We start from the raw sequence: 26,540 nt of genomic DNA, 5'->3' as shown, positions 1-26,540 counted from the left end.
ATATTCATCCTTTTAGGGGGATTGTATGGTTCAGGAGTACAAGCTGTTTATAGGGGGAGAGTTTAAAGACTCGTCAACCGGAGAGGTTTTTGAGGATATAAATCCGTCTACTCTGGAAAGCCTGGCAACAGTACAGGTAGCTGGAGCTGAGGACGTGGACAAGGCAGTTGAGGCTGCCGAAGCAGGGTTCAGGCTCTGGAGTAAGGTCCCGACTCCAAAAAGAGCTGAGGTACTCTTCAGAGCAGCCCGGATTCTGCAGGAAAGAAAGGAAGAACTTGCTGTCCTTATGACAAAAGAGATGGGAAAGATTCTGCCTGAAACAAGGGGAGATGTACAGGAAGCTATCGATATCACAAATTATGCCGCTGGGGAAGGAAGGAGGATGCTTGGGGAAACAACGACTTCCGAACTCAAGGAAAAATTCTGCATGACAGTGCTGAGACCGATAGGTGTCGTTGGTCTAATTACGCCTTGGAACTTTCCAATTGCAATTCCTGCCTGGAAGATAATGCCGGCCATTGTAGCTGGAAACGCAATCGTTTTCAAACCTGCAAGTGATACTCCCTTACTTTCCCTCAAATTGATAGAGGCGCTTATTGAAGCAGGCTTGCCTCCCGGAGTAATAAATCTGGTAACAGGACCAGGAGGAACTGTGGGAAAAGCTTTAGTCCAGCACCCTCGAATAAAAGCTATTTCCTTTACAGGCAGCCTTGATACCGGGAAATGGATAATGGAAGAATGTGCAAAAACCATGAAACGGGTCTCTTTGGAACTTGGAGGCAAAAACCCGGTAATTGTCATGGATGATGCTGATCTTGAACTGGCTCTTGAAGGAGTATTGTGGGGAGCTTTCGGGACTACCGGACAGCGCTGTACTGCGACAAGTAGACTAATTCTTCATGAGGAGATAAAGGACGAATTTATAAAAAGGCTACTTGCAAAAACAAAAGCTCTCAGGATAGGTGACGGGCTCCTGCCTGAGACGGATATCGGACCTGTAATCAACAAAGCACAGCTTGAGAAGATCGAAAGATACGTGAAAATAGGAAAAGAAGAAGGGGCAGTTCTTCTTACAGGGGGAAATAGAATAGATCCCGGACTTCCGGGTTATTTCTTTGAATCCACAATATTTACGGATGTTAGGCCGGAAATGAGGATTGCACAGGAAGAGATTTTCGGGCCAGTACTCGGGATCTTTACGGTTTCAGGCCTTGAAGAAGCAATCGAGCTTGCCAATAATACTAAATACGGGCTTTCTTCGGCAATCTATACAGGAAATATTGGAAATGCTTTCAGGGCAATAGAAAAAATCGAAGCCGGAATCACATATATTAATGCCCCTACAATAGGGGCTGAAGTACATCTCCCCTTTGGGGGAGTGAAAGGGACAGGAAACGGTTTTCGGGAAGCTGGAACCGAGGCTATCAAGGAGTTCTCCGAGGTAAAAGCCGTATACATCGACTATAGCGGCAGGCTGCAAAAAGCCCAGATCGATTCAGCGGAATGAAGTCTAGAACATGGAAAAAATAAAGGAGGAAGGTGTTCTGGCTCAGAAGAAAACTGAAAAATTTGAAAAGGCTCAAAGGACTGAGAAGTCGGGAAAAAATTCATCACAAAATGTGGGTCGCGGTCTTGATTTTACTGAAGAAAAAACCGAACTAAAAGAAACCGAACTTTTTGATATCGTCGGCCCGAAAGCCAGGGAGATTATCAAGCAAGATTGCAATATGATATCGGCCTGTGCAGCCCGTCCCTATCCCCTGGTTGTGGACAGAGCAAAGGGCTCTATAATCATGGATGTTGATGGAAGAGAGTACATTGACCTGGTTGCAGGAATCGCTGTCATGAATGCAGGCTACTCCAATCCTCATATTAACACTGCAATCTCAACCCAGCTTGAGAAAATGACTCACTGTGGGTACGGGGATTTCTTTGCCGAGCCTCCGGTGAAGCTTGCAAAAAAACTAGAAGAACTTTCAGGCTATTCAAAGGTCTTCTATTGCAATAGTGGGACTGAAGCTGTGGAAGCTGCAATCAAACTTGCCATATGGAAAACAAAGCGGCAGGGCCTTATCTCTTTTTACAATTCCTTTCACGGCCGGACTCTAGGTTCCCTCTCCCTTACCTGCTCAAAAGCCAGGCAAAAAGAACATTTTCCCGCGATTCACACAGCTCATTCCCATTATGCCTACTGTTATCGCTGTCCTCTTAGACTCGAGTATCCTTCCTGCGGAATTGAGTGTGCAAAAGAACTTGAAAATCTGATTTTCAGGCGAGAATTAAGCCCAAAGGATACAGCTGCTGTTTTTGTGGAACCGGTCCAAGGAGAAGGCGGGTACATTGTTCCCCCTCCTGAGTTTCACAGGGAAGTAAGGAAAATCTGTACAGACAATGATGTCCTCCTTGTAGCTGACGAAGTCCAGACAGGCTGCTTTAGGACAGGCCCCTTCCTTGCAATGGAAAACTTTGGGGTCAGAGCTGAAATTTCATGCCTTGCAAAAGCCCTTGGAGGAGGGCTTCCAATGGGAGCAATACTTGCAGACCATGAGCTTATGGACTGGCCGCCAGGTGTCCATTCGAACACCTTTGGAGGAAATCTTCTGGCTTCAGCCGCGTCTCTTGCGTCTCTCGAATTTCTGGAAAAAGAAAATACGGAGAATCGAGTAAAGGAACGCGGTTTCCAGATGAAGCAACGCCTGATGGAGCTTCAGGAAAACTTTCCCTGTATAGGGGATGTACGCGGTTTAGGCCTGATGATCGGAGTCGAGATTGTAAAACCCGATAATTCAATAGATACGGTACGGAGGGATAGAATTCTTAGGGAAGCCTTTAAAGAAGGAATTCTGCTTCTCCCCTGCGGGGATTCAGTAATTCGTATTTCTCCTCCTCTAGTGATTACAGCTGAAGAGGTTGACCTCGGGCTCGAGAAATTTGAAAAAACTCTGAAAAAAACAAGGAGTTAAGTTTCCGAAAAAATAGGATATATTAGGAGATATTCAATCTTAAAGATATTAATGAGCCTAGGAGATATTCAATCTTAAAGATGTTAATGAGCCCCTAGAATATGTAAAAAAAATAATAAGGGTAAGTACATGAATTTTGCGGTCTCTATGAATAAATTAAAGGCTCTTACGGGATGTTTCTGTATAATTAATTTTGCAAAACCTGCGAAGGTTTTTAAGTAAATATCGCATATATAATAATATGGATTATAAGAACAATGATCCTTTTGAGAACGATGGTTCGGCTTTGTTAATTTTTATAACTTTAGTTGCTGTGGCAGTAAGTATCTTAGGGATAGTTATGTGCATCACCTGATCAATCTCTATAAAATAGTAAAAACGGTCTTTTTTTTCATTAGATGAGTATAGTTAATTTTTAAGTAAATAGAATAATAAAGAATATAAATTACTATATCCTTTCTAGCCTTTCTCGTTCTTTATTTTCATCGTTCGTTACTTTTATATTTTATTGTTACCGTCTATTAATTTTATCGTTCTTTATTTTCACTGTGCTTTATTTCCTATTCTCTTTGACTTCCTTCAACCCTTCTTCAGCCGGCCTGAGAGTTAAAAACCTGCTCGCAAGAGGAGCCATAGGAAGGTCTGAACTAAGCGTTAGAGAGCAGATTCTTGATCCTGTCAACGTTCTTCCCGGCAGGTCAGGCATGATCTCAAACCCTTTCCCTGCAGGCAGCTTAGGGCTTTCGAATAGGGACCCCGGAAAACCAGCAGATCTGATTCCGGCACAGGAGCTGGAAACAAGTCTCGGAAGAGTTTCCGGACTCAAACGAAGATGATCAGAAGTGGAGAGTCTCAGATCCCTGTCAGGCGAGAGACGTTTATTGAAATCGGGCATAAGGTCCTTGAACTGGTCAAGAACCGGATTTGAAAATGTTGCGGATTCGTAAGTAGGAGTGAGATTTCCGGCAAGTGCCTTTTCGCAGGCTGCACGGTCAGTTAAGTGAGAAGATGAAGCTGAATTTTCGGATTTACTGTCATTCATAGCAATAGGAATTGTCACGATGGTATATCAATTATACGAAGGCTTTGTCTGTTTTCTTCATCGTAATCCAAAACTTAGAGAGGCTATGCTTTTGAGACCGATATTTAGATATCTGCAATCTGATTATTAGCCCTTTACAACTTATTAGTGGCTCTCTGTATATTCGCCATCCTGTGATGGCTTCCAGAGAAAATCAGGATCTGAAACTTGCACCACTTTCAAGAAGCAAATCAACAATCTCGTTAAACTCCATTTCTTCCGCAATATCCATAGCAGTATTGCCATTCTCGTCCTGAATGTTAAGATCTGCTCCACCTTTAATAAGCAAATCAACAATATCCATATGCCCCACTTGTGCCGATAACATCAAAGCAGTAAGCCCGTTTTCTTCCTGAATATTGAGATTGGCACCACTTTCAAGAAGCAACTCTACAATTTCCCTGTACCCTCTATCTGCCGCATAAATCAAAGCAGTATTGCCATTTTTGTCCTGAATGTTAAGATCGGCACCGGCATTAACAAGTAGCTCAACAATACCCTTATGTCCAATCTTGGCTGCAGCATTCAAAGCTGTGTTACGATTTTTGTCTTGAAGATTTAAGTCTGCACCACTTTTAATGAGCAACTCTACAATATCCTTATGCCCTCGATCTGCGGCAGAAATCAAAGCCGTCTCACCGTTCCTGTCCGGAATATTAGGATCGGCACCGCCCTCAAGAAGCAGATCAACAATACTCTTATATCCTACTTTTACCGCAAATTTCAAAGCAGTCTCGCAGTTTCCATCCTGAATATTGAGGTCGGCACCACATTTGATGAGCAGATCAACAATATCCCCACGTTCGATCTTTGCCGCAGAAATTAAAGCGGTATCCCCGTTCTCATCCTGAATATTAAGATCGACACCGCCTTTAATAAGCAATTCTACGATGTCCCTGTGCTCTTTATTTACTGCGTAAATTAAAGCAGTTTTACCATATGTGTCCTGCGAGTTAATATCTACTTTATCGTTTTTCAAAAGTTTCTCTACATTTTCTACCTGACCTAATTTACATGCCTCGAAAAAATTTTGAGTTTTATTTTTTCCAAATAAATTAGATATAAAATTCATAACATTTTCTCCTCAAATATCAAGTGTTTTGTATCTACCATATTGTAGCCATCTTGGAATTTTTGATTGAAGCATAGAATTAAAAATAAATTTATATTACTCGGAGAAAATATAACTTTTATCACTCAGCATCATGAAGTATGTAAAAATACATTATTTAGGGGTATCAATTGTTCTTTTTGGAAGAGAAAAATGAGTACCTTAGTGATAAAAAATATCAAGAATGATGCCAAGTGCAATACCGAATAATAATCATTCATCAATTTTCTCTTCACAAAACTCTTTTCCCTTCTCAGCAGCTTCATTTCCAGGGCTGAGTTTCAGAACCCGTACGTAGCACTTGAAAGCCTCGCCGTATTCGGCAAACTCGCAAAGCAAATCCCCTCCGCTGAGAAGAGAGTTAAGATGGTCGGGATTGCTTTCAAGAGCCATCCTGAAGGCATTGAGAGCTTTTTCCTTTTCGCCGAGTTCAAGAAGCACATTACCTTTCCAGTACCAGGTCTCAGCATTATCAGGCTTCATTATGGGAGCCTTATTTCGTGAGAAAAAACTAAATCTTGGAATTTTACAGGCCCAGTCTGAAGCTTTCCTGGGCTCTATTTCCAGAGCGCAGTCGAAAGTCTCAAGAGCTTTTTTCATGAGACCCATCCTAAAATATACTATGCCCTTATTGGTCAGGATTTTGGAGGATTTCGGGTCAAACACAAGTGCTTTTTCGAAAGCTTCAAGGGCTTCTTCGTTCTGTCCCAGGGCTGAGAGCACGAAACCCCGATTAGACCACTCGGTAGGGCTTTCAGGCTTAAGCTAAAGGGCAGAATTCACAATTTCCAGGGCTTCAGTATATTTTCCGAGCTTGAACAAACACATCCCGATGTGAGACTGGGTTTCCTTAGCCTTTTCAAGGAACTCTTTTCCGTGGTTTCCCTTCCCTTTTTCGAAAAGCAATTCTGCCATTTTTTTCCAGGCTTTGTCTGATTCTCCATAAGCAGCCAGAGCATCTTCATATTTGCCCATCTGGAAGAAAACCCTGGCTTTGCTGTAGTCCGCCTTGGCCAATCTATCAAGGTCTTTTAGTGCATTTGCCATTTTTGTCATCTGCCTCTTATACAGTAAGAATAACCAAAATTCTCATATTCAGAATTTTAACTGACATGACCCGCATTCTGAAGTAGTATTCTAAAACAACTATCTCTAGACCTGAAAAATAATTATGATAAAGAATTGATATTTATAATATATAATGTTTTAAACTCGCCCGGCAGCAGAAGATAATACGAATGGCGATTTTATACCGTACTGAGGCACCGTGGTATTAAGGTTATACATGTTGAAAGGCACAGTGGTACTAAGGTTATACATGTTGAAAGATTATACATATTGAGTGAAAATAAAACAAAGACCAGAAAGTAAAGAAAAAATGATGAAAAAATATAAAAAGAGAAAGACGAAAATTAAAAACTGTGTAAAAAATTAGGGAAGAAGAAACTTACTTTTGCCCTATCCACTCGTTAACTTTTTCCGGGTTGTTTTTAACCCATTTTGCTGCGGCTGCTTCAGGCGTCATTCCGTTTTCAATATCCATCATGACAGTCTGGATATCATCATGGGTCCACTTGAAGCGGGTCAGGATGCCGTAGAGATTTGGCTTTTCTTCTTTAAGGCCGAGCTTTGCCAGGGTTTCAACATGGTCAGCCTCGCCGAACACACCCTTTGTGTCGCTGAGGTACTTTAGGTCCCAGCGGTTGAAAGCCCAGTGAGGGGACCAGAGGGTCACAACTGCCCATTCTTTGGAGTCAATGGCTTTTTTTAGGGAGGTAGTCATTGCTGCGCCGCTGCCTGGGACAAGCTCCATTTCCAGGTCATACTCGGAAATTGCAGATTCTGATATCTGCATAGTGCCTGATCCGGGGTCGATCCCGATTATTCTGCCGTTAAATTTTTCCTTTTCGGAATTTAGCTCCTCGATCGAATCGATAGTTACATAAGCTGGCACAACAAGCCCAATTTTGCAGTCTTCCAGGTTTGTCTGGACAGAGTCGATCTGGTCACCGTAAGCTTTCCAGTAGTTCTGTTGGGTATGGGGTAGCCAGGCGGTAGTGGTGAAATCAAACTGCCCGCTAGCAAGTCCCTGGTAAAGGGGGCCTACATCAACTGCAGTGATCTCCACATCTTCATACCCTGCCTGTTTAAGAACTTGTTGTATCACATTGGTGCTTGCAATCTCACCGTCCCATAAGACGTATCCTATCTTCACAGGTTCGCTGAACTCCGATGTCCCTGCCGCTGGGGAAGCAGCTTCTATGCCTTCTACGACTTCATCTTCTTTTTCCGCACAGCCTGCTGAAAACAGGGTAAGGCCTATGACCAGGCCAATTGCCAGAACTGATCCAAGTTTTTTTACATTCGAATTAAATTTTGTATCAATCAAAATATCTACTACCTGTTTAAATTTTTTTCAACTTATCCAGTCTTTTTTGAGTCTTTCTTTTCTCTTATCCCTAGTTTTTCAAGAGTTGAAAATAAGTGAGCGCCTTCTTTTGGGGATGCATAAGGCTGCCCTGTAAAGTGAATATCCTATTCAGAACACCCTTTTAAGGAAAGATCTGGAAATAGCGCTTTTATCTAGGGCTTTTATCTGGGGCTAAGGTACTGAGTAATCCGGTCCAAGAAGATCGCGATTATGACAATAGCAAGTCCTGCTTCAAAGCCCATGCCAATGTCCACACGCTGTATCCCGAAAAGAACCTGATATCCAAGCCCTCGGACTCCTATCATGGCTGCAACTACAACCATCGAAAGGGAGAGCATAATGCACTGGTTGACCCCGGCCATTATAGTAGGGAGTGCCACAGGCAGTTCAACCTTGGAAAGTTTCTGCCAGCCCGTGGAACCAAAGGCGTCTGCAACCTCAGTAAGCTCTTTTGGGACCTGTCTTATCCCGAGGTTTGTGAGTCTTATTGCAGGAGGCATTGCAAAAACAACAGTTGCGATCATGCCAGGAACATTTCCGAGCCCAAAGAATATGAGAGCAGGAATTAAGTACACAAAAGATGGCATAGTCTGCATGAAGTCGAGTGCAGGCTTTACAACATGGAAAAGTATATTATTTTTTGCAGAAAGGATCCCAAGTGGAATCCCAATAATAAGAGCAAGCAGAGCAGACGAAAGTACAAGGGCAAGCGTCTCCATTGAGAGCTCCCAGAGTTCCATGTTCTCGATAAGGAAAAAACCAAACGCAGTCCCTGCTGCAAGTTTGATGTTGCGCTTTCCTGCAAAGTATGAGAGTAGAGAAATTCCAGGGATAAAGAATTCAGGAGGCAGGAAAAGAAGCGCATCTTTTAAACCCGAAATAAGGAGATCAAGCTGCTTGCTTGTGAGGTCAAGAAACAGACCGAAATTGCCTTCGATCCAGTCCACAGCAAATTCAACTGTGTCTCCGACAGGGATCCGGGGGATCAGCATGTTTTCGCCTCTTGACCAGACCCGGAGTCAGACCTTAAAGGTACTTTGGCAGTCGCCTTGGCAGGAGCCCCGCTGTCAATTCCATCATTAATTATATCACCCTTGCCATCCGTAACACCTGAGTCTTCAGAAGAGTGTCCGACTTCTCCTTTATTTTTGCCAATGAAGACAATTTTCTCGGGAGGCTTATATTCAAAAAATTTCCCTGCAGATTTTCTTTCTTCTGAAGTCTTTTCTTCTGGATTCTTTTCTTCGGGAGTCTCAGTCCGCCCGTTCTCTCCAGACACTGCAAGGGCGCCAAGTACAGTGCCCCGGACTATAATTCCGAGCAATTTCCCGGAATCATTGACCACAGCAAGGGGGTACTGGCTTTCCGCAATCAGCGGGATCACCTCGTTAAGAGGCAAATCTGGAGCCACACGGGGCGAATCCGGAAACATTGCTACCTCAAGGCTCTTTCCAGTTTTAAGGGCTTCAAGGGCATCGCCTATCATAAGTATGCCTTTCAGGTGCCTGTTCTTTCCCTCAACTACATAAATCGATGAGATCCCATGATTTTTCATTAACTGGATAGCTACCCTGGGTCCTGAATTGATGGATACGAGCGGTTCAGGCCGTTTCATGACCGATTCAGCTGTGAGGACTTTAGATCTATCAACACCTTCAACGAACTTTGAGACATAGGAATCTGCAGGTTCGGTCAGGATCTCTTCAGGGGTCCCTATTTGGACTACTTCCCCGTCTTTCATGAGGGCAATGCGGTCCCCGAGTTTCAGAGCTTCGTCCAGATCATGGGAGACAAAGATAATTGTCTTTTGCACCCTGTCCTCAAGGGCAAGCAGCTCGTCCTGCATATCGCTCCTGATAAGAGGATCAAGGGCACTGAAAGCCTCGTCCATGAGAAGGATATCAGGGTTATTGGCAAGCGCCCTTGCAAGTCCTACCCTCTGCTTCATGCCTCCGCTCAGCTGGGTTATCTTGCTGTGCTCATAGCCTTTGAGCCCTACGGATTCTATAGCTGCGAGAGCCTTAGAATAACGTTTTTCTTTAGGAATCCCCTGGATCTCAAGCCCATAAGCCACATTATCAAGTACAGTCCTGTGGGGAAGCAGGGCAAAGTTCTGGAACACCATCCCGATTTTGGTCCTGCGTATATCTCGCAGTTCTTTCGCATTCATCTGCGTGATATCCTGCCCATCTATCAGGATTTTTCCAGCAGTTGGCTCGATTAGGCGATTTAGACAGCGTAAAAGAGTGGATTTCCCTGAACCAGAAAGCCCCATTATGACGAAGATCTCTCCATCGTAGACTTTGAAATTGACGTTGTTAAGCCCGACAGTCTGTTTTGTTTTTTTAAAAATTTCACTTTTGGATAACCCTTCATTTAGAAGGGAAATCACTTTCGGGGGATTTTTACCAAAAATCTTTGTAATGTTTCGTAATTCGAGTTTTATATTTTTATCCATATGACTTGTCCATGTAATACCACGGTTTGACTAAGTGGCTTTTAAAAAATAACCAATAATCTTTACAAAAGGTAAAAACGTTGTAAAAAATTGCCACAAAAATTCAGTTAATAAAAACCAAATATTATTCGAGCTAATTAGCCCTTTTACAATTACTTCAACCGGTTGAAGATTTTAATTTAAGAAAATTCTCTATTTTTTGCAGCTTAAACAACTTATTTTCCTGACTAGTATTTCTTTCCCACTTATATATAATTTTTTTGCGAAAATATAATATAGCAAAAGTCTACCCTTAAAAAATGCATATAAATTGGTATAACTTTTCGGTCAAAAAGTATGAAAGTTTATTTTACTTTAGCATATATGGATTTCAGATTATTATTTTGCTGTACTAAAGAAATTTACTCTACTTCAACAAATTAGTAATTTTTACCAATTACTCGGTTTTTAATTAATATGTTAAAAAATATTACAATGAATACCTGGTCTTTCAAAAATAACGTTTCACTTTATAGTTTGAAAGGCAGATTTCCGAAAAAAATTATATAATTGAAAGATTTATATATTAAAAGACTGAAAAAAATAGGGCAAATTCGAGAATCGGGAAAGTCATCGTAACACTTATACATGTCTTATGACATTTACTCGCAGGTTCAGATGATGAAAGCAGTATTAGGTTTAGAAGATGGAACAGTTATTAAGGGCACCGGTTTTGGTGCCGAAGGCACAGCTTGCGGCGAACTTGTTTTTACCACTCAATTCACGGGATATGAGGAGGCTCTAACAGATCCTTCTTACAAGGGTCAGATTTTAATGTTCACTTACCCCCTTATCGGAAACTACGGTGTCAGTGGGGAGCGTGTCCAGTCCGATAATATGCATGCAGAGGGGCTTGTTGTGAGGGAAGCCTGCAAAAAACCCTATCATTATAAATCAACTCGTTCTATCCACAGGTTTTTGGAGGACGAAGGAAAACCAGGAATTGAAGGCGTGGATACTCGGATGCTCACAATAGGAGCAAGGGAGCGTGGAACCATGAGGGCAGCCCTTATCACGGGCAGCGACGACGGGGAGGAGGCTGTTGATGTAGCAAGAAACTCTCCACAGCTCACGGACGAGGAACTTATATCTCTTGTAACCTGTAAAAAGCCACATTTCATTCCCGGAGCAGAAGGCGCCTGGAAAGGCAGCAGCAAACGCAAACATGCAGTTGTAGTTGACCTTGGTGTAAAGCGGAATATAATAAATGATCTGCATAAGCGTGGAATTGACCTTACACTGGTTCCTGCAACCACAAAACCCTCGGAAATTGCAGATTACGAACCGGATCTCCTTTTTATCTCAAACGGGCCAGGAGACCCTGAAAAAGCAAAGGATGCGATCAATGCCGTAAAGGCTTTTGCAGGCACAATTCCGGTCTGCGGGATTTGTTTCGGTCACCAGATTATCTCTCTTGCTATGGGAGCAAAGACCTATAAGTTGAAATTCGGGCATAGGGGAGGAAACCAACCAGTAAAGGATCTCATTGAAAACAAGATTTTCATAACCTCCCAGAATCACGGGTATGCCGTTGATGCGGACTCTCTTGATGGCACAGGGTTATATGTGAAGTACCTGAATGCAAACGACAAAACCGTAGAAGGGGTTTCCCACAAGGACTTGGATATTTTCAGTGTGCAGTTCCATCCTGAAGCCCAAGCAGGGCCGATGGATACCGAGGAAATGTTCTTTGACAGGATTGTAAAAGTCCTCGGAGGTGAGATTTAATGCCTAAACGCGAGGACATAAAGAAAGTGTTGCTTATAGGCTCAGGGCCAATCACTATCGGACAAGCTGCAGAATTTGACTTCTCAGGCAGCCAGGCCTGCAGGTCCTTAAAAGAAGAAGGGGTAAAGGTAGTACTTGTAAACTCAAACCCTGCAACCATAATGACCGATCCTGAAATGGCAGATTCGGTTTATATCGAGCCCCTTGATGCCAGAGTTGTAGAAAGGATTATTGAAAAAGAGCGCCCTGATGGGATTATTGCAGGAATTGGAGGGCAAACGGGCCTTAATATTACCAGTGAACTTGCAGAAAAGGGCGTCTTTGAGAAATATGGAGTTCAGATTCTCGGAACCCCTGTTGAAGCCATTAAAAACACCGAAGATAGGGAACTCTTTAAAGAGACCATGCTCAGGATAGGGGAGAAGGTTCCTTTAAGCCGGGCAGTTAATACTTTAAAAGAAGCCGAAGACGTTGTCGAAGAACTTGGCCTTCCTCTCATCGTCCGTCCGGCTTACACCCTCGGCGGAGCAGGAGGCGGAATTGCCCGCACAAAAGAGGAACTGCTTGAAATCACAGAGCGCGGGCTCAGGCGCAGCCGCATCAACCAGGTACTCATAGAAGAAAGCGTGCTTGGCTGGGCAGAAGTCGAGTACGAGGTCATGAGAGATGAAAACGATACCTGCATCGTTATCTGTAACATGGAAAATATTGACCCCATGGGTGTACACACAGGTGAATCGGCAGTTGTTGCCCCTTCCCAGACCTTAAGTGATGCCGAACACCAGATGCTAAGGAGTGCCTCAATTAAGATCATCCGTGCCCTAAAGATCGAAGGCGGGTGTAATATTCAGTACGCCTTGAAAGAAGGCGATTACCGTATTGTCGAGGTAAATCCCAGGGTTTCGAGGTCATCAGCCCTTGCATCAAAGGCTACAGGCTACCCAATTGCCCGCGTAACCGCAAAGATCGCAATCGGAATGACACTTGATGAGATCATAAACAGTGTTACCAAAAACACGCCAGCTTCTTTTGAACCTGCTCTGGACTACGTAATTACGAAAATTCCCAGGTGGCCTTTTGACAAGTTTACAACCGCAGACAAGACCCTGACCACAGCCATGAAAAGTACGGGAGAGGTCATGGCAATTGGCAGGACCGTTGAAGAATCTTTGCTAAAGGCTTTCAAATCCTTGGATATCGACAGCCAGTTAGGAATAAAAAAATGGGAAGAGCCTGAAATTAAAACTCTCCTCAAGACCCCTACAAGCGAACGCCTTTTTGTGATCTTCAATGCCCTTGAGCGGGGAATGTCGGTAAAGGAAATTGCCGAACTTTCAAGTATCAATCCTTTCTTCATCTCAAAGATAAAGAGGATCGTGGACATGGAAAAGCGCATCAGGAAAGAAGAGCTTACTCCTGAACTTCTGCGCGAAGCAAAAAGGATGGGCTTCCCGGACACCCGCCTTGCCGAACTGACTGGCAGGACAAGGCAGGAAATAAGCGACCTCAGGCACAAAGCCGGAATTTTAGCCACTTTCAAGATGGTCGATACCTGTGCAGCCGAGTTTGAAGCAGCTACTCCTTATTATTATTCAACCTATGAAGATTCCTGTGAGACAAATCCCACAGACAGAAAGAAGATTCTCATCCTTGGAGCAGGCCCAATAAGGATAGGACAGGGAATCGAGTTCGATTACTGTACTGTCCATGCAGTCACTGCGCTTCGGGAAGAAGGCATCGAGACTCATATTATCAATAATAACCCAGAAACCGTATCTACAGACTTCGATACTTCGGACAAGCTCTTTTTTGAACCTCTGACCCTAGAATATGTGATGAATGTAATCGAGCGCGAAAGGCCTGATGGAGTCCTGGTGCAGTTCGGAGGGCAGACCTCAGTGAACCTTGCTATTCCTCTCAAGCAGGAACTGGAGCACAGGACTGACCTTAATACCGTGATTCTTGGAACTGACCCTGATGATATGGACCTTGCCGAAGATAGGGAAAAGTTCTATCTTCTTATGCAGGAGCTTGGCATTCCGCAGCCTGAAGGTGGGTATGCAACTTCCCAGAAGGAAGCAATCGAGGTTGCAAAGCGGATCGGCTTCCCTGTACTTGTGCGCCCCTCCTATGTGCTCGGTGGAAGGGCAATGGAAATAGTATATGATGAAATCGACCTTGAACGTTACATGAAAGAAGCGGTCAGGGTTTCTCCCGAGCACCCGATCCTTATCGACGATTTCCTGGAAGCAGCCGCGGAAATCGATGTGGATGCAGTCTGTGACCAGAAGGACGTACTTATCGGCGCAATCATGGAACACATAGAGGAAGCGGGTGTTCATTCAGGAGATTCAGCATGTGTGATTCCACCCCAGACTCTCTCGCCTGAAGTACTTTCCCAGGTAAGGGATTATACCCGCAAGATAGCGCTTGGACTTAAGGTCAAAGGGCTAATCAACATCCAGATGGCAGAAAAAGGTGGAAAGGTCTATGTGCTTGAGGCAAACCCACGTTCAAGCAGGACAATTCCCTTTGTTTCAAAAGCTGTTGGAGTCTCACTTGCAAAGATCGCAGCTAAAGTTATTGTCGGGCACAGCTTAAAAAGCCTGGGATGCATGGAAGAACCAAAGCCCAAGCATGTTTCGATTAAGGAAGTACTCCTGCCTTTTGATAAATTACCAGGCGCAGATCCTGTACTTGGCCCGGAAATGAAAAGCACCGGCGAGGTCATGGGTGTTGACTACGACTTCGGAAGGGCATACTATAAAGCCGAGCTTGCAGCCGACAATGTGCTGCCCCTTACGGGAAAAGTTTTCCTTTCCATAAGGAATGCAGACAAAACCAAACTTGTGGACGTTGCAAGGAAACTCCAGGCAGCAGGCCTCGAACTTATGGGCACTGAAGGCACTGTAAACTATCTTGCACAAAACGGGGTATTTATGGACGTCGTGAAGAAGGTTCGTGACGGAAGCCCGAATGTCATAGATATGATGCGCAGGGATGAGGTTGACCTTATCATCAACACCCCGACAAGCAAACAGTCTCGCAGGGACGGCTCAAAGATCAGGCGTGCAGCCGTGGATTTCAAGGTCCCGTACATAACCACAATGCAGGCAGCAATAGCCGCAGCCGATGCCATAGAAACTATGAAGAAAGGACAGGGCCTTACCATAAAATCAATCAACGAATATCATAAAGAGATGGAACAGGAAAGCAAATGAGCCGGCTAAACCCGGATAAAAGCCAGAAAGTTCCGGCTCGAAGTTCTACTTAAATACACTGAATCGAAAAAGATGGCCTGTCTGCCATCTTTATATATTTTTAGACTATCAATCATATTCAATTCTCTTATCTGTTTCAAGTTAGATCTATTTCAAATTAGATCTATTTCAAATTAGATCTATTTCAAGTCAAACATGACTCTTATTTGTTTTAATCCAAAGTTAAAGGGGTAGTAAAAGCATGGCAAAGAAAGTTGCACTTGCATATTCAGGAGGGCTTGACACATCAGTGTGCATCCCCATCCTCAAGGAAAAGTACGGGTACGACGAAGTAATTACAATCTCGGTCGATGTAGGCCAACCTGAAGAGGAAATCAAGCGGGCTGACGTAAAAGCCGAAAAGATCAGCGACAAGCATTACACGATCGATGCAAAGGAAGAGTTCGTTAAAGATTACATCTTCCCCCTGATCAAAGCCAATGGAAGTTATGAAGGCTATGTAATGGGAACTTCGATTGCCCGTCCCCTGATCGCGAAAAAAGTGGTCGAGGCTGCCAAGAAAGAAGGAGCAGTAGCCCTTGCGCACGGTTGCACAGGAAAAGGTAATGACCAGCTCCGTTTCGAAGCCGTTTTCCGCCAGACCGACATGGACGTTATTGCCCCTATGCGGGAAATGAACCTGACCCGCGAGTGGGAAATCGAGTACGCAAAAGAGCACGGAATCCCGGTGGAAGCCACAAAATCCAAGCCCTGGAGCGTTGACGAAAATATCTGGAGCCGCAGCATCGAAGGCGGCAGGCTTGAAGACCCTTCATTTGTCCCACCGGAAGAGATCTACGAGTGGACAACTTCACCTGAAAAAGCCCCTGACCAACCCAGGATTGTTGACATCGGTTTTGAAGCAGGAGTCCCTGTCTCCCTTGACGGCGAAAAACTCAGCGGCTATGCCCTTGTGAAGAAAATGAATGAAATCGCAGGCGAAAACGGCGTCGGCCGAACCGACATGATCGAAGACCGCGTGCTCGGCTTAAAAGCCCGTGAGAACTACGAGCACCCGGCTGCAACCGTTCTTTTGGCAGTCCACGCCGACCTTGAGAAACTCGTCCTGACCCGCAGCGAACTCAAGTTCAAGAAGATCGTGGACGACCAGTGGTCCGAACTTGCCTACTACGGGCTTGTTGACGAGCCGCTTTATGCCGACCTGAATGCTTTTATTGACAAGTCTCAGGAAAGGGTTACAGGTACAGTAAAAGTCAGGCTCTACAAAGGCGCTCTCACAATCCTTGCCCGCAGCTCACCGAATGCACTCTATTCCGAGGACCTGGTTTCGTTTGACAGCCAGACCATTGACCAGAAGGATGCAGAAGGGTTTGCGAAGTACCACGGGTTCCAGGCAAGGATGTACAGGAAAGTTATGGATAAGCAGTGAATTTGTTAGTAATTTCTTCCCTGCCTTTTGCTTTTTGAAGAAGGCAGGATGACCTTTCTCTTTTTTGATTTTTTTTCGGGCTGGTTTCGGATTTTTGACTGCTTTTATATCCCAAGGTTCCGGAGTAACTGATAGATGTAGCTTTTCCGGAGTTGCAGGAATAGGCGTCTCAGATCGTTCCTATCACCGTGCGCAACATGGGACTTTCCATGAGAATGCAAGAAGGAAAATCCTAAATTCCCCTATCAAAATCGATACTAGCGTATCGATTCCAAAATAAATCCCTTATTTAATGGGGAAATTCGCTAATCAATAGATAAATTCAAAAACATAGGATTATGGTGAGATATACGAGATAAAAAGTTGTAACTAATTTGATGAGTAGTATGAATTCGTTTTTAAATCCCTTTGATATTTTTTTCGACCACTGCGTGATTTGCTTACTTTGTGAAATAAAATAGAAAATTATAATATATACTGAGCCACTTTTACTCTTATGAGTCAGGATGCAATAAAATTAGAAAACGGCGTAAATGAAAAGTCATCTGATAAGCAGGAATCTGTGGATAATGGAACTGCGAATTCAGGAAGTGATTTAAAAGCAAATAAAGGTGATGGATTTAAGTTTGCCGTGACGATAATTGTTGCTTTCTCGACTGCTGGATATAATATTTATGAATACATGCAAAATAATCCAATGAGTGAATTTTGGACTGATTTACTCTGGATTTTTTTTATGCCCCTATCGTTTGTTGCTGTGGGCTTGATAATTTACATGATTATAAAGGGGGTGTCCTTGGAAACTAATAACTCCTTTAGTAAAGATAAATTAGATAAATCGTCTTGTTTAGTATATATTTGTACGTTTGAAGTGGGATTGTTTCTTTTTTGTATATATGGTCCAACGCGGTTTTTACTCAATTTCTTTCATTTAGCACCTTATACTTCAGTTAATGATATAGATTTGTTACTATTATCTTTGTATTCTATTTTCTTACTAGTTACTTGGATCATTCTTTTTCCAAAATATTTACGTATTGTTTTAGTCAGTATAAAACTTTCTACGCATTTTACAACATTAATTAAATTAAAAGAGAAGTTAAATAAAATAGATGTGAGTACTTCGAAGAAGTTCTTCACGCTAATTAAAATTGTGTTTCTATACTCATTACCATCGTTAGTTTTATTTATTATACCTGTATCACTGTTGCTAGCTTTTATTGGAAAAAAACAAAACCTTAATATCCCAGATACCTTTTTTTACTTTGTTTTATTAATTGAATTTATATATTTGATATTTCTAAGCTTTTATGCTTGGAGAAAATTGAGACCCAAATTATTTGAAAAATCGTTAAATACTGATATATTAGATAATTGGCACTTATATTTTGGAATAACTTTAATAATAGCTCTTAGTAGTTTTATATTTCCTTATTTTACTTTAGGGGACATTACAGTTACAATGGACGATGTAAGAGACTACTCTATTACACATTTTCCAATTCAGGTAGTTACAGCAGGAAATTGTGGTAATATGACAATTAACCTAACCCAAATAAACGTTAACGGCAATTCGTCTCTTCTAGATTCCATTGTAGTAAATCCTACATTTAGCTCAAATCATGTTTTTGGCAAGTATTTGCAAAGTAGTTCTTTAGACTATGGAAAATATAGGATATTTATAGAAACTACAAACTTGACGCAAGGGTATTATGAATTATCGTTCTCTGAAGATATTCGAGGGGGGATAAAATTGTTACCTTTTAAGAAAAAAACATTTAGTAGCTTTTATTTGACAAAATAAAGCTACTAAAACGATTTTTTTGCCGTTTTTAGAATGGTATTCTGGTTGTCTTTCTCAGTTCTTTAGTGAAGAACTCAAAAATTATAGTGCTACAGGATATGTTTTCATAGACTCAAGTGAAGAATTGATGCTGGAATACACAATGAGGCTATCCTGAAACTCAAAATTACTTCTCTAAACTTTGAATTCCAAATAAACCAATAGAGTTTCCAATTATGGAAATAATCATGAAACCACTTTTTAATGTGAAGATAAAAATGGTTTTGGGATGAGCTCCTTAACAGACGTATTCGTGGAAGATTTAAGCAGACCACCGGCAGGAAAAATATATTTAAAATGAACTGGTTATAGGGGAAGATTCCAGTGTCCGCCGGCCGGAGAAATATATTTTAATTGAATTGAAAGACATGAATTACTGCTTTTATTAATTGTCTCAAGTAGCTCTAAAGAAAAAAAGTGATTTAGTTTTCTGATATTATTTTACCTAAAACAAACTAAATTTTTTATATCAGTGTAGCTAATTCTTATAGGAGGTTTAACATATGACAGGCAATATGTGTCCACTGTTACAGTCAGAATGTGATGAGCAATGTAAGTGGTATATTAATGACGCTAAAGATTGCGCCATAGTTTCCTTAGCAAATAACCTTTGGATGGTCACTTATCCACAATTTGGTGGTGGCTCACTTAAAGTTGTTAAGGGTTAAACACTTTCAGGCAGCTTTCCTTGATCATAATTCACCTGAAAAATGTCACTTTCAATCAGAAAATCCCTTCCCCAAAGGGAAAGATCACTTTGAGCAAAAAGGCCCTGCGAAGGGCTCCTTCTAAACTCCTTTAAATCCAGAAAACTCGTGGTTTTTCAATCTCACTTTGATTTTACAAACATATTTTGGGAAGATTGAGCAGACTCTCCGGCCGGGGAAATATATTTCAATTGAAATAAAAATGAAGAGAAGATTACTTAAATTGGAAAGTTCTCCCCAAAAGGAAAAGATCACTTTTATCAAAAAGGCCTGTGAAGGGCTCTTAATAAACTCTTTTAAATTTAGAAAACTCACAGGTATTAGGTTTTCAATATCTACAAACGTATTCGGGGAAGATTAAAGCAGACCGCCGGCAGGAAAAATATATTTAATGTGACTTAAAAGAGGTTTGAAGTAAAAAATAAAATTATACAACTTCAGAACTTGTAGAAGGTTTTTCGGCAATAGCCACGTACTCGGCAAAGGACTCTGATTCAGGAATAGGCAAATTGTCCTCAAGAAGTCCCTGCACGTGCATTTCAATGGCTTCATAGATGTTTTTCTCTACCTCTTCTCTGGTGGAACCGGTAGCTACACAGCCCGGTAGGTCAGGAGAATATGCCGAGTAGTTATTATTTGCTTTTTCGATTACAACGAGGAAACGGTGCATGATTCAGTCCTCTATTTTTAATTGAGCCTGTTTTAATATGCTGTTCAATGTTCCTGGAGCAAGATCATCTCCACTATGCCCTGCAATTGTTACCCTGCCTGGTTTAGTTGGATGCTTATATTGCCGGTGGCTACCTTTTGTTGCAACCAGATACCAGTCATCGGCTTCAAGAAGTTTTATGACCTCACGTACTTTCATTTCAATCTGTCTTCATGTATATTTAAATGTAATTCGAAAACTCAGCTTTTTCTAACAGGAAGCTTATTTCAAAAAGGGTTATGCAGTTCATCTTCTGCGAGAGATTCCAGACAAACCTGAATCGCTTCTTTAATATTCTCAATAGCTTCTTCTACAGTATCTCCCTGTGAAAAACAGCCCGGTAAACCGGAGCAGCTGGCAATAAATCCCCCTACTTCTTCGTCTTCTTCAAGGATAATTTTGAACCGCATAAAACCGATTATGAGGTTTTTACTTAAATTTGTATTGGTGAAAAGATTTGACATTTGGTTTATTCAATAAATATAACACCTGAAAAATTCCACTTGAATCATAAAAAACCTCCCTCACAGGAAAAGAATCGCTTAATCTAAAGAAGCCCTGCAAAGTGCTCTTTATAAAGCTGCAAAAATCATGGGTTCTTCAATTTCGCTTTTCTTCACTTATCTTAACAACCGTACTCGGGGAAGATTCCAGCAAACAGCCGGCGAGAGAAATATATTTCAACTGAATTGAATATGAAGAAGATTTAACCCTCCTCCTTTAGTAATTATAAATACTACAACCGCAAAATACTATGATATCTCAAAAAGAAACCAAATAGAGCCTGAAAAAATGCCGGAAAACCAAAAAGAAGCTGACATTTACATTCGGAAACTCCATGAAATGTTCCCTGAGCTTAAAGAAAAGTACCATGTCAGCTACCTGGGGATTTTTGGGTCTTACATAAGGGGAGAGCAAAAATCAGAAAGTGATCTTGACATACTCGTTGAGTTCAGCAAGACCCCTACTATTTTTAAATTTGTCAATCTCGAAAATTACCTTTCGGATGTTCTGGGTATTAAGGTAGACCTTGTTATGAAAGATGCCTTGAAGCCGAACATAGGCAAACACATCCTGAGTGAAGTTGAGGCTGTCTGAAGAGGGATTAAAAATTCGTGAAGTAAAAGACTGTATCCAGGATATCTATGACGCAATGGAAGCCGCAGAAGAATTATCAACGGCTGGACATTTGAAGAATTTACCGAAGATCGTAAAACGCAGTTTGCAGTAGTTAGGGCTCTAGAGATCATTGGTGAAGCAACAAAGAATGTCCCATTTGAAAATACGTGAAAAATACCGTTCCGTGGAAGGATCTGGCAGGGATACGGGACAAATTGATTCATGCTTACTTCGGAGTGAACCTTAAAGTAGTATGGCTATCTGTTAAAGAAGGTATTCCCGAAGCAAAACCGGATCTCAAACAAATACTGGACGAGATGTAAATGATCATAAAAACCGTCCCAAAAAGGGAAAGATCACTTTGAGCAAAAAGGCCCTGCGGAGGGCTCCTTTTAAACTCCTTTAAATCTGCAAAAATCGCGGTTTTTCAATTCTCTTTTCTTAATAACCGTATTCGGGGAAAACTTCATCCAATACTCTGCGCCCCCACAGAAGATGGATTCATTGTGAATAGATAAGTTCCCTTACTTATTTTTGAGTTATAAAATATCTTAAATCTTCCGTATATAAACTATTTAAGGTATAATTAGCTAAAGTAAATAAAAAGATCTCTATACCAATTTGTTAAAGTAAATGCTGAATTCAGTCCCATTATTCCTTTTAAGTTCAATATAACCTTCTATTTGTTCAACAAGAATGTTCACAATCTGGAGACCGAGAGAATTCGTATTCTGATGATCGATCTCCTCCGGAAATCCATTACCATTATCGGATACTATCAAAATAAACTGAAATTTTTCTTTATTTATACAGTTTTGTTCTGTTCCTGAGTTTCTGACACTTTTATATCTTTTTTCGCATTTTTCTGTTTTATGAAGGCTTACATGGATTTTTCCGCCTTTTTGGGCTGGAAAAGCATGCTTCAGAGCATTTGAGATCAGTTCATTGACAATAATTCCGAGTGGGATTGCGGTATTCATGTCCAAGTATATCTTTTCAAGTTCAAGCTTCAGGCTGATTTCCTCATTTCTTAATCTGTATGAATGAAAAAGATTATTCGTGAGTTTTCGGAGATAATCTGCAAAGTCAAGATTATTTACTTCATCTCCTTTGTAGAGTTCTTCATGAATCAGAGCCATGGAAGTAACCCGATTCTGGCTTTCCCGAAATGCTTCAAGCATTTTTGCATCGGTAGATCTGTCAGCTTCGAGGCTGAGAAGAGACGAGATTACTTGCAAGTTATTTTTTATCCTGTGGTGGGTCTCTTTTATACGAGCTTCATACGTTTTTTTAAGAGTAAAGTCTGCAGCTTTTCTTTTTGTAATATCGCGAATTAAACCTTGTACACATCCTTGTGATCTGGAGCCTGCTGGAAGTTTCTGGAGAATTTGCAGAACCCATCTTGTTTCCCCGTCCTTTCTTAATATTCTGTACTCTATTTCGGTAGAGACATCTGACGTATACAGAGCTTTTTTTAAATTTTCACAAGCTAATAAACGATCTTCAGGTGTAATTATTTCTACCCACTTAATTTTACCTGAAAGAAAATCTTCTTTATTGTAACCTGTGACGCCTTCTAGATCTCCATCTATGAATATTGGTATAAAGTTTTCTTTTACTCTGAATCCTATAAGACCTTCAATATTTTGTTCTAAAAGACAATTTTTTTCTCTTGAATAATTGATTTTTTTAGTTTCGATCTCATAAACAGATTTAAGCCATTCTTGACCTTCTTTAGTTTTCATTAGGACTTCAAGCAAATCAGGAATTCTAGTCTCATGTTCCTTTAATTCCTTGGTCTTTATATACTCGTATTTTCCAAAAAATTCAGATAATGCTAGAGATACTACATCGGAAACGCTAGAAAATTCGGGAGTTTTAGCTAGTTCCAGACACTGTTTTTTGATCCACGGAGATACTGTGGCATTAATTTGTTCTTTTTTCTTTACGACTTTGGCCATTTATAATCTCCGTTTATTAACTCGATATATAGTTCTTTAAAAATGTATATATAATGTAGTGAAGTTTTTACTACACTATATAGCAATTACTCCATAAAACGAAAAAAAATATTTTGGAAATCAATTGAGGTTAATTTTCTATTATGATTCTTTTTAGATTGATGATTCTTTTTAGATCGGAAAATCTAAACCATATTGATATTTATTATAATTTAGTTCGTCGCATTTGGTGAATAATTCATACTATATGATGAATAATTCACTTAAATAGTTTTGTATTGGGCTTAAAATCATAGAATTGTTTATATTAGAGGCAACAGTATGATTTAGTAATGAAAGAACGATTTACTATTTCGATGGACAATGATCTTGCACAATGGCTTGATAAATTATGTGACGAAAAAATATTCAGCAGCCGAAGTCACGGGATTGAATTTTGTGTTAAACAAATAAAAAAAATGAATATCGAGAAAGTTGTACTTTTACACTGGGGTAAAACAGAGGTAGAACCTGTTTTTTTATCGAAAAAAAACGCTCAAATACTTACCAAAATATCTGAAGAATTAAACCTCAGTCCCGAAGATACGCTGGGTATTCTTTTGTATAAAGAGTTAGAGAACATAAGTAAAAATACAGGATTAGAAAAAGATGTCAATGCCAGTAAATAATTCCTCATTTTAGCCGGATTTAAATTTCCCAATTTCTAATCCTCGAGAAAAGATTGAGGATCATAAATAATGCTGAAAAAGGAAGAATGGTTATTGATACAAGTGTTGCATTCAAAAGGCTTCTGTATCAGTGAAATCGCCAGACAAATAGATCACGATAGGAAAACTGTGAGGAAAGATCTAAATCTGAAGACGCAACCCGAATCTTACAAACGTCTAACAAGACCCAGTAAACTTGACTCATATAAACCTTACATACTAAAAAGGATTAATGACGATTCCTGTGCCTCTGCTTGTCTCTATTGTGAAATCCAGAATATGAGCTTTGATGGAGGAGAAACTATAGTAAAGGATTTTGTAAAAGAAGCAAAATTAGATGAAAATCCCTGAATTACTTCTCTAAGAGCTAAAATATAACTTTTTAAGCTTTTAAAGGGTTCCTTCTAACTCTGATCTCTTTAAACATAAAAAACGTTTTTTCAACTTCGTTTCAATTTTACAACAATTTTAGGAGAAGATTTTAGTAGCCCGCTGGAGAAATATTAAAACTGAATTAAGCGTGAAGAAGATTTTACTCTCCTTCTTTAGTAATTATAAATACTACAACTGCAAAATACTATGTTATCTCAAAAATGAACCAAATAGAGCCTGAAATAATGTCGGAAAACCGAAAAGAAGCTGACACTTATATTCGAAAACTCCATGAAATGCTCCCTGAGCTTAAAGAAAAGTACCATGTCAGCTACCTGGGGATTTTTGGGTCTTACATAAGGGGAGAGCAGAGATCCGGAAGCGATCTTGACATACTCGTCGAGTTCAGCAAGACCCCTACTATTTTTAAATTTGTCAACCTTGAAAATTACCTTTCGGATGTTTTGGGCGTTAAGGTAGACCTTGTTATGAAAGATGCCTTGAAGCCGAACATAGGCAAACACATCCTGAGTGAAGTTGAGGCTGTCTGAAGAGGGATTAAAAATTCGTGAAGTAAAAGACTGTATCCAGGATATCTATGACGCAATGGAAGCAGCAGAAGAATTTATCAACGGCTGGACATTTGAAGAGTTTACCGAAGATCGTAAAACCCAGTTTGCAGTCGTTAGGGCTCTGGAGATCATTGGCGAAGCAACAAAGAATGTCCCATTTGAAATACGTGAAAAATACCCTTCCGTTCCGTGGAAAGATCTGGCAGGGATACGGGACAAATTGATTCATGCTTACTTCGGAGTGAACCTTAAAGTAGTCTGGCTATCTGTTAAAGAAGGTATTCCCGAAGCAAAACCGGATATCAAACGAATACTGAATGAAATGTGATAAAATAGCCTTTCCAAAGGAAAAGATCATTTTATTAAAAAGGCCATGTGGAGGGCTCCTTATAAATATGCAATTTTACTGAATTAATAGTCTCCTAGGGTTTCAAATTCATATATTATATAGCGGTGTTTTTATTCAAGAAAAGAGAATCAAGAGTATGGACTTCACAGGGCCATGGTACATTTATGAGATGGAATTATGGGATGAAGACTATTTCAATATGGAAGTTCAGGCTTATATTGTGATAGAGCCAGACAATATGGGACATTTTCAATTTGATTTAGTTTCTGGTGATATAGACGGAAGGATCGTTGATTATGCTGGTGGCAAAAGGTTTGAATTCACCTGGGAAGGAAATGATGAGTGCGACCATGTCTTTGGTAGTGGCTGGGTCAGGATAAAAGAAAAAGACATACTGGAAGGCGAGTTTAGATTTCATCGCGGAGACAGCTCTACTTTTCTAGCAAGAAAAGCAAAGTAATAAACTCAAGTTTTTATCTTTTCATAACAGATGTACTCGGGCAAGATTTCAGCAGACTTCCCAAAATTTATTAAAACTGAATTAAAGCGGGAAAATATTGCCATTTTGTATTTAAGAGTCCGTTTTCGGATATATCTCCTGACTTCAGGATACACACGAAAAAATGGCTGAACCCACAAAGATTTTATTTCAAAAGAGCTTCAAATTCTTCCACTGTCAGTCCTGAAGCTTTTATCAAATTTCTTAAGAGGCCTGGTTTCAGTTCTTTGTGCTTCGGAACAGTCAGCGTAACTTTTGAGCCTTCTTTTCTCAGGACAACATGACTTCCTACCTGCCGATGAGGGAGCCAGCCAGCTTTAGAAAAGGCCTTAATCGCCTGCATTCCGGAAATTACAGGAAGTCCAGACATTAAGCAACCACATCAACGACTCTGCAGGAAGATTTCCCAATACATTCCTGCAGTTCGTCTTCTGCCAGGGATTCCAAACAAGCCTGGATTGCTTCTTTAATATTTTCAATAGCTTCTTCTACCGTATCTCCCTGCGAAAAACAACCTGTTAAGGCCGGACAACTGGCAATAAAGCCTCCCACTTCTTCATCTTCCTCAAGGATAATTTTGAACCGCATAAATATCAGTTATAGGCTTTTTGCTTAAATTACTATGGGTAAAAGGGTTTGCTTTCTGATTTATTTAGAGTACATAATAGGTTAACAGTTTTTCACGGCAATCAGACAAAGCCCTCCAAAGGAAAAGATCACTTTTATCAAAAAGGCCCTTCGAAGGGTTCCTTATAAACTCTTTTAAATTTTGGAAATTTACAAATTTTTGATTTCTCTTTTAGTGACAAACGTGTTCGGGGAAGGTTTAAGTAAACCGCCAGCAGGAAAAATATATTTAGAACTGATCCTAAAATCAATTATTGAGTTTGTTCAAAATTTTACTCTGCATCGCATATGTAACATTCTTCGCAGTTGTCACAGTTGCCAGTGAATGTGTTTTGTATTATGAAAGTTTTACCTGCACTGTCAGCTTTGAAATCAATGCTACCGTCAGGAAAACCAACCGCCACTTTCGGTGCCATGACAATCTTGATACCATTATTCTCCGTGATTACATCAAATTCATTTATATCATCAGCAAGTGCTAATCCATAGTGAACATCTGCACTTGACTCAGTTATATAGATCCGTATCGCTGGTTGCTCGATCCCTTCTTTCTCGAATAATGATTTAAGCTCTGCAGCAGCTCTGTTTGTAATTTCTATCATTTATGTACCCCC

General features: G+C 40.7%; 27 protein-coding genes and 3 pseudogenes. 16 read left to right on the top strand and 14 right to left on the bottom strand.

Going from position 1 to position 26,540, the window contains the following annotated elements:
* Nucleotides 1-25 precede the first annotated feature (25 nt).
* Both BP549_RS13640 and BP549_RS13635 read left to right on the top strand, forming a co-directional pair.
* Complete coding sequence (locus BP549_RS13640) at nucleotides 26-1,507, top strand: aldehyde dehydrogenase family protein (RefSeq protein WP_292381479.1); 1,482 nt, start codon at nucleotides 26-28, stop codon at nucleotides 1,505-1,507.
* 10 nt (nucleotides 1,508-1,517) lie between these two features.
* Nucleotides 1,518-2,963 (top strand): aspartate aminotransferase family protein, encoded by a 1,446-nt coding sequence (locus BP549_RS13635; protein ID WP_292381477.1) that lies wholly within the window; start codon nucleotides 1,518-1,520, stop codon nucleotides 2,961-2,963.
* A gap of 553 nt (nucleotides 2,964-3,516) precedes the next feature.
* On the opposite strand, the gene BP549_RS13630 is transcribed toward BP549_RS13635, so the two are convergent.
* From BP549_RS13630 to BP549_RS13595, 7 genes and pseudogenes are all read right to left on the bottom strand, one after another.
* Entirely contained in the window at nucleotides 3,517-4,023 is a 507-nt protein-coding gene (locus BP549_RS13630; RefSeq protein ID WP_292381474.1) for a hypothetical protein, read from the bottom strand.
* Nucleotides 4,024-4,198: 175 nt separating this feature from the next.
* Nucleotides 4,199-5,119 (bottom strand): annotated as a pseudogene (locus BP549_RS13625) (ankyrin repeat domain-containing protein); the annotation flags it as partial.
* A gap of 249 nt (nucleotides 5,120-5,368) precedes the next feature.
* Nucleotides 5,369-5,887: pseudogene (locus BP549_RS15830) on the bottom strand (tetratricopeptide repeat protein); the annotation flags it as partial.
* A gap of 33 nt (nucleotides 5,888-5,920) precedes the next feature.
* On the bottom strand, nucleotides 5,921-6,202 hold the full coding sequence (locus tag BP549_RS13610) for a hypothetical protein (protein WP_292381471.1): 282 nt from the start codon (nucleotides 6,200-6,202) through the stop codon (nucleotides 5,921-5,923).
* 400 nt (nucleotides 6,203-6,602) lie between these two features.
* Nucleotides 6,603-7,544 carry a glycine betaine ABC transporter substrate-binding protein gene (locus BP549_RS13605; RefSeq protein WP_292381469.1) on the bottom strand — a complete coding sequence of 314 codons (942 nt, stop codon included), beginning with the start codon at nucleotides 7,542-7,544 and terminating at the stop codon, nucleotides 6,603-6,605.
* Nucleotides 7,545-7,747: 203 nt separating this feature from the next.
* Nucleotides 7,748-8,578: an ABC transporter permease gene (locus tag BP549_RS13600; protein ID WP_292381467.1), complete on the bottom strand. Its 831-nt coding sequence runs from the start codon at nucleotides 8,576-8,578 to the stop codon at nucleotides 7,748-7,750.
* The gene (locus BP549_RS13595; RefSeq protein ID WP_292381464.1) at nucleotides 8,572-10,044 is read right to left on the bottom strand and encodes a quaternary amine ABC transporter ATP-binding protein; all 1,473 of its coding nucleotides are present in this window, start codon (nucleotides 10,042-10,044) and stop codon (nucleotides 8,572-8,574) included. The genes BP549_RS13600 and BP549_RS13595 overlap by 7 nt, the downstream gene beginning before the upstream one ends.
* Before the next feature lie 660 nt (nucleotides 10,045-10,704).
* Here BP549_RS13595 and carA point away from each other — a divergent pair.
* The 6 genes from carA (at nucleotide 10,705) to BP549_RS13565 (ending at nucleotide 19,372) form a co-directional block, all read left to right on the top strand.
* Nucleotides 10,705-11,811 (top strand): glutamine-hydrolyzing carbamoyl-phosphate synthase small subunit, encoded by a 1,107-nt coding sequence (carA, locus tag BP549_RS13590; protein ID WP_292381540.1) that lies wholly within the window; start codon nucleotides 10,705-10,707, stop codon nucleotides 11,809-11,811.
* A complete protein-coding gene (gene carB / locus BP549_RS13585) occupies nucleotides 11,811-15,032 on the top strand; it encodes a carbamoyl-phosphate synthase large subunit (protein ID WP_292381461.1) in 3,222 nt (1,073 codons plus the stop codon). Before carA ends, carB begins: the two co-directional genes overlap by 1 nt.
* A gap of 241 nt (nucleotides 15,033-15,273) precedes the next feature.
* On the top strand, nucleotides 15,274-16,461 hold the full coding sequence (locus tag BP549_RS13580; protein WP_292381458.1) for an argininosuccinate synthase: 1,188 nt from the start codon (nucleotides 15,274-15,276) through the stop codon (nucleotides 16,459-16,461).
* 94 nt (nucleotides 16,462-16,555) lie between these two features.
* A complete protein-coding gene (locus tag BP549_RS13575; RefSeq protein ID WP_292381456.1) occupies nucleotides 16,556-16,741 on the top strand; it encodes a hypothetical protein in 186 nt (61 codons plus the stop codon).
* Nucleotides 16,742-16,957: 216 nt separating this feature from the next.
* A complete protein-coding gene (locus tag BP549_RS13570) occupies nucleotides 16,958-18,265 on the top strand; it encodes a hypothetical protein (RefSeq protein ID WP_292381455.1) in 1,308 nt (435 codons plus the stop codon).
* 873 nt (nucleotides 18,266-19,138) lie between these two features.
* On the top strand, nucleotides 19,139-19,372 hold the full coding sequence (locus tag BP549_RS13565; protein ID WP_292381453.1) for a hypothetical protein: 234 nt from the start codon (nucleotides 19,139-19,141) through the stop codon (nucleotides 19,370-19,372).
* A 66-nt stretch (nucleotides 19,373-19,438) separates the two neighbouring features.
* Here the strand turns inward: BP549_RS13565 and BP549_RS13560 are convergent, their stop codons facing one another.
* The 3 genes from BP549_RS13560 to BP549_RS13550 form a co-directional block, all read right to left on the bottom strand.
* Nucleotides 19,439-19,681 (bottom strand): type II toxin-antitoxin system HicB family antitoxin, encoded by a 243-nt coding sequence (locus BP549_RS13560; RefSeq protein ID WP_292372913.1) that lies wholly within the window; start codon nucleotides 19,679-19,681, stop codon nucleotides 19,439-19,441.
* Between the two features lie 3 nt (nucleotides 19,682-19,684).
* Nucleotides 19,685-19,879, bottom strand: a complete 195-nt coding sequence (locus BP549_RS13555; protein WP_292372914.1) for a type II toxin-antitoxin system HicA family toxin — start codon at nucleotides 19,877-19,879, stop codon at nucleotides 19,685-19,687.
* Between the two features lie 68 nt (nucleotides 19,880-19,947).
* Nucleotides 19,948-20,130 (bottom strand): type II toxin-antitoxin system HicB family antitoxin, encoded by a 183-nt coding sequence (locus tag BP549_RS13550; protein WP_292372915.1) that lies wholly within the window; start codon nucleotides 20,128-20,130, stop codon nucleotides 19,948-19,950.
* A 382-nt stretch (nucleotides 20,131-20,512) separates the two neighbouring features.
* Here BP549_RS13550 and BP549_RS13545 point away from each other — a divergent pair, with 382 nt between their 5' ends.
* The 3 genes from BP549_RS13545 to BP549_RS13540 all read left to right on the top strand — a co-directional run bounded on the left by BP549_RS13545 (nucleotide 20,513) and on the right by BP549_RS13540 (nucleotide 21,162).
* Complete coding sequence (locus BP549_RS13545) at nucleotides 20,513-20,818, top strand: nucleotidyltransferase family protein (protein WP_292381450.1); 306 nt, start codon at nucleotides 20,513-20,515, stop codon at nucleotides 20,816-20,818.
* 72 nt (nucleotides 20,819-20,890) lie between these two features.
* Nucleotides 20,891-21,010, top strand: coding sequence for a DUF86 domain-containing protein (locus tag BP549_RS15825; RefSeq protein WP_349682384.1), 120 nt, complete (start codon nucleotides 20,891-20,893; stop codon nucleotides 21,008-21,010).
* The gene (locus tag BP549_RS13540) at nucleotides 21,007-21,162 is read left to right on the top strand and encodes a DUF86 domain-containing protein (protein ID WP_292381448.1); all 156 of its coding nucleotides are present in this window, start codon (nucleotides 21,007-21,009) and stop codon (nucleotides 21,160-21,162) included. Before BP549_RS15825 ends, BP549_RS13540 begins: the two co-directional genes overlap by 4 nt.
* A gap of 288 nt (nucleotides 21,163-21,450) precedes the next feature.
* Here the strand turns inward: BP549_RS13540 and BP549_RS13535 are convergent, their stop codons facing one another.
* Nucleotides 21,451-22,800 (bottom strand): sensor histidine kinase, encoded by a 1,350-nt coding sequence (locus tag BP549_RS13535; protein WP_292381446.1) that lies wholly within the window; start codon nucleotides 22,798-22,800, stop codon nucleotides 21,451-21,453.
* Between the two features lie 332 nt (nucleotides 22,801-23,132).
* Here BP549_RS13535 and BP549_RS13530 point away from each other — a divergent pair, with 332 nt between their 5' ends.
* The 5 genes and pseudogenes from BP549_RS13530 (at nucleotide 23,133) to BP549_RS13510 (ending at nucleotide 25,260) form a co-directional block, all read left to right on the top strand.
* Nucleotides 23,133-23,468, top strand: a complete 336-nt coding sequence (locus BP549_RS13530) for a ribbon-helix-helix domain-containing protein (RefSeq protein WP_292381444.1) — start codon at nucleotides 23,133-23,135, stop codon at nucleotides 23,466-23,468.
* Between the two features lie 69 nt (nucleotides 23,469-23,537).
* A pseudogene (locus BP549_RS13525) lies at nucleotides 23,538-23,840 on the top strand (IS21 family transposase); the annotation flags it as partial.
* Between the two features lie 284 nt (nucleotides 23,841-24,124).
* Nucleotides 24,125-24,430 carry a nucleotidyltransferase family protein gene (locus tag BP549_RS13520; protein WP_292381441.1) on the top strand — a complete coding sequence of 102 codons (306 nt, stop codon included), beginning with the start codon at nucleotides 24,125-24,127 and terminating at the stop codon, nucleotides 24,428-24,430.
* Entirely contained in the window at nucleotides 24,417-24,779 is a 363-nt protein-coding gene (locus tag BP549_RS13515; RefSeq protein WP_292381437.1) for a DUF86 domain-containing protein, read from the top strand. The genes BP549_RS13520 and BP549_RS13515 overlap by 14 nt, the downstream gene beginning before the upstream one ends.
* A 157-nt stretch (nucleotides 24,780-24,936) precedes the next feature.
* Nucleotides 24,937-25,260 (top strand): hypothetical protein, encoded by a 324-nt coding sequence (locus BP549_RS13510; RefSeq protein WP_292372924.1) that lies wholly within the window; start codon nucleotides 24,937-24,939, stop codon nucleotides 25,258-25,260.
* 184 nt (nucleotides 25,261-25,444) lie between these two features.
* Here the strand turns inward: BP549_RS13510 and BP549_RS13505 are convergent, their stop codons facing one another.
* The 3 genes from BP549_RS13505 to BP549_RS13495 form a co-directional block, all read right to left on the bottom strand.
* Nucleotides 25,445-25,669 (bottom strand): type II toxin-antitoxin system HicA family toxin, encoded by a 225-nt coding sequence (locus BP549_RS13505; protein ID WP_048131891.1) that lies wholly within the window; start codon nucleotides 25,667-25,669, stop codon nucleotides 25,445-25,447.
* Complete coding sequence (locus BP549_RS13500; protein WP_292372927.1) at nucleotides 25,669-25,887, bottom strand: type II toxin-antitoxin system HicB family antitoxin; 219 nt, start codon at nucleotides 25,885-25,887, stop codon at nucleotides 25,669-25,671. The genes BP549_RS13505 and BP549_RS13500 overlap by 1 nt, the downstream gene beginning before the upstream one ends.
* A 311-nt stretch (nucleotides 25,888-26,198) precedes the next feature.
* The gene (locus tag BP549_RS13495) at nucleotides 26,199-26,528 is read right to left on the bottom strand and encodes a HesB/IscA family protein (RefSeq protein ID WP_292381430.1); all 330 of its coding nucleotides are present in this window, start codon (nucleotides 26,526-26,528) and stop codon (nucleotides 26,199-26,201) included.
* Between the last annotated feature and the right edge of the window lie 12 nt (nucleotides 26,529-26,540).

The sequence above is a fragment of the Methanosarcina sp. UBA289 genome (assembly GCA_002496565.1).
Lineage (GTDB): Archaea > Halobacteriota > Methanosarcinia > Methanosarcinales > Methanosarcinaceae > Methanosarcina.
The sequence above is the reverse complement of the archived record's forward strand: the minus strand, read 5'-3'. Positions and strand labels throughout refer to the sequence as shown.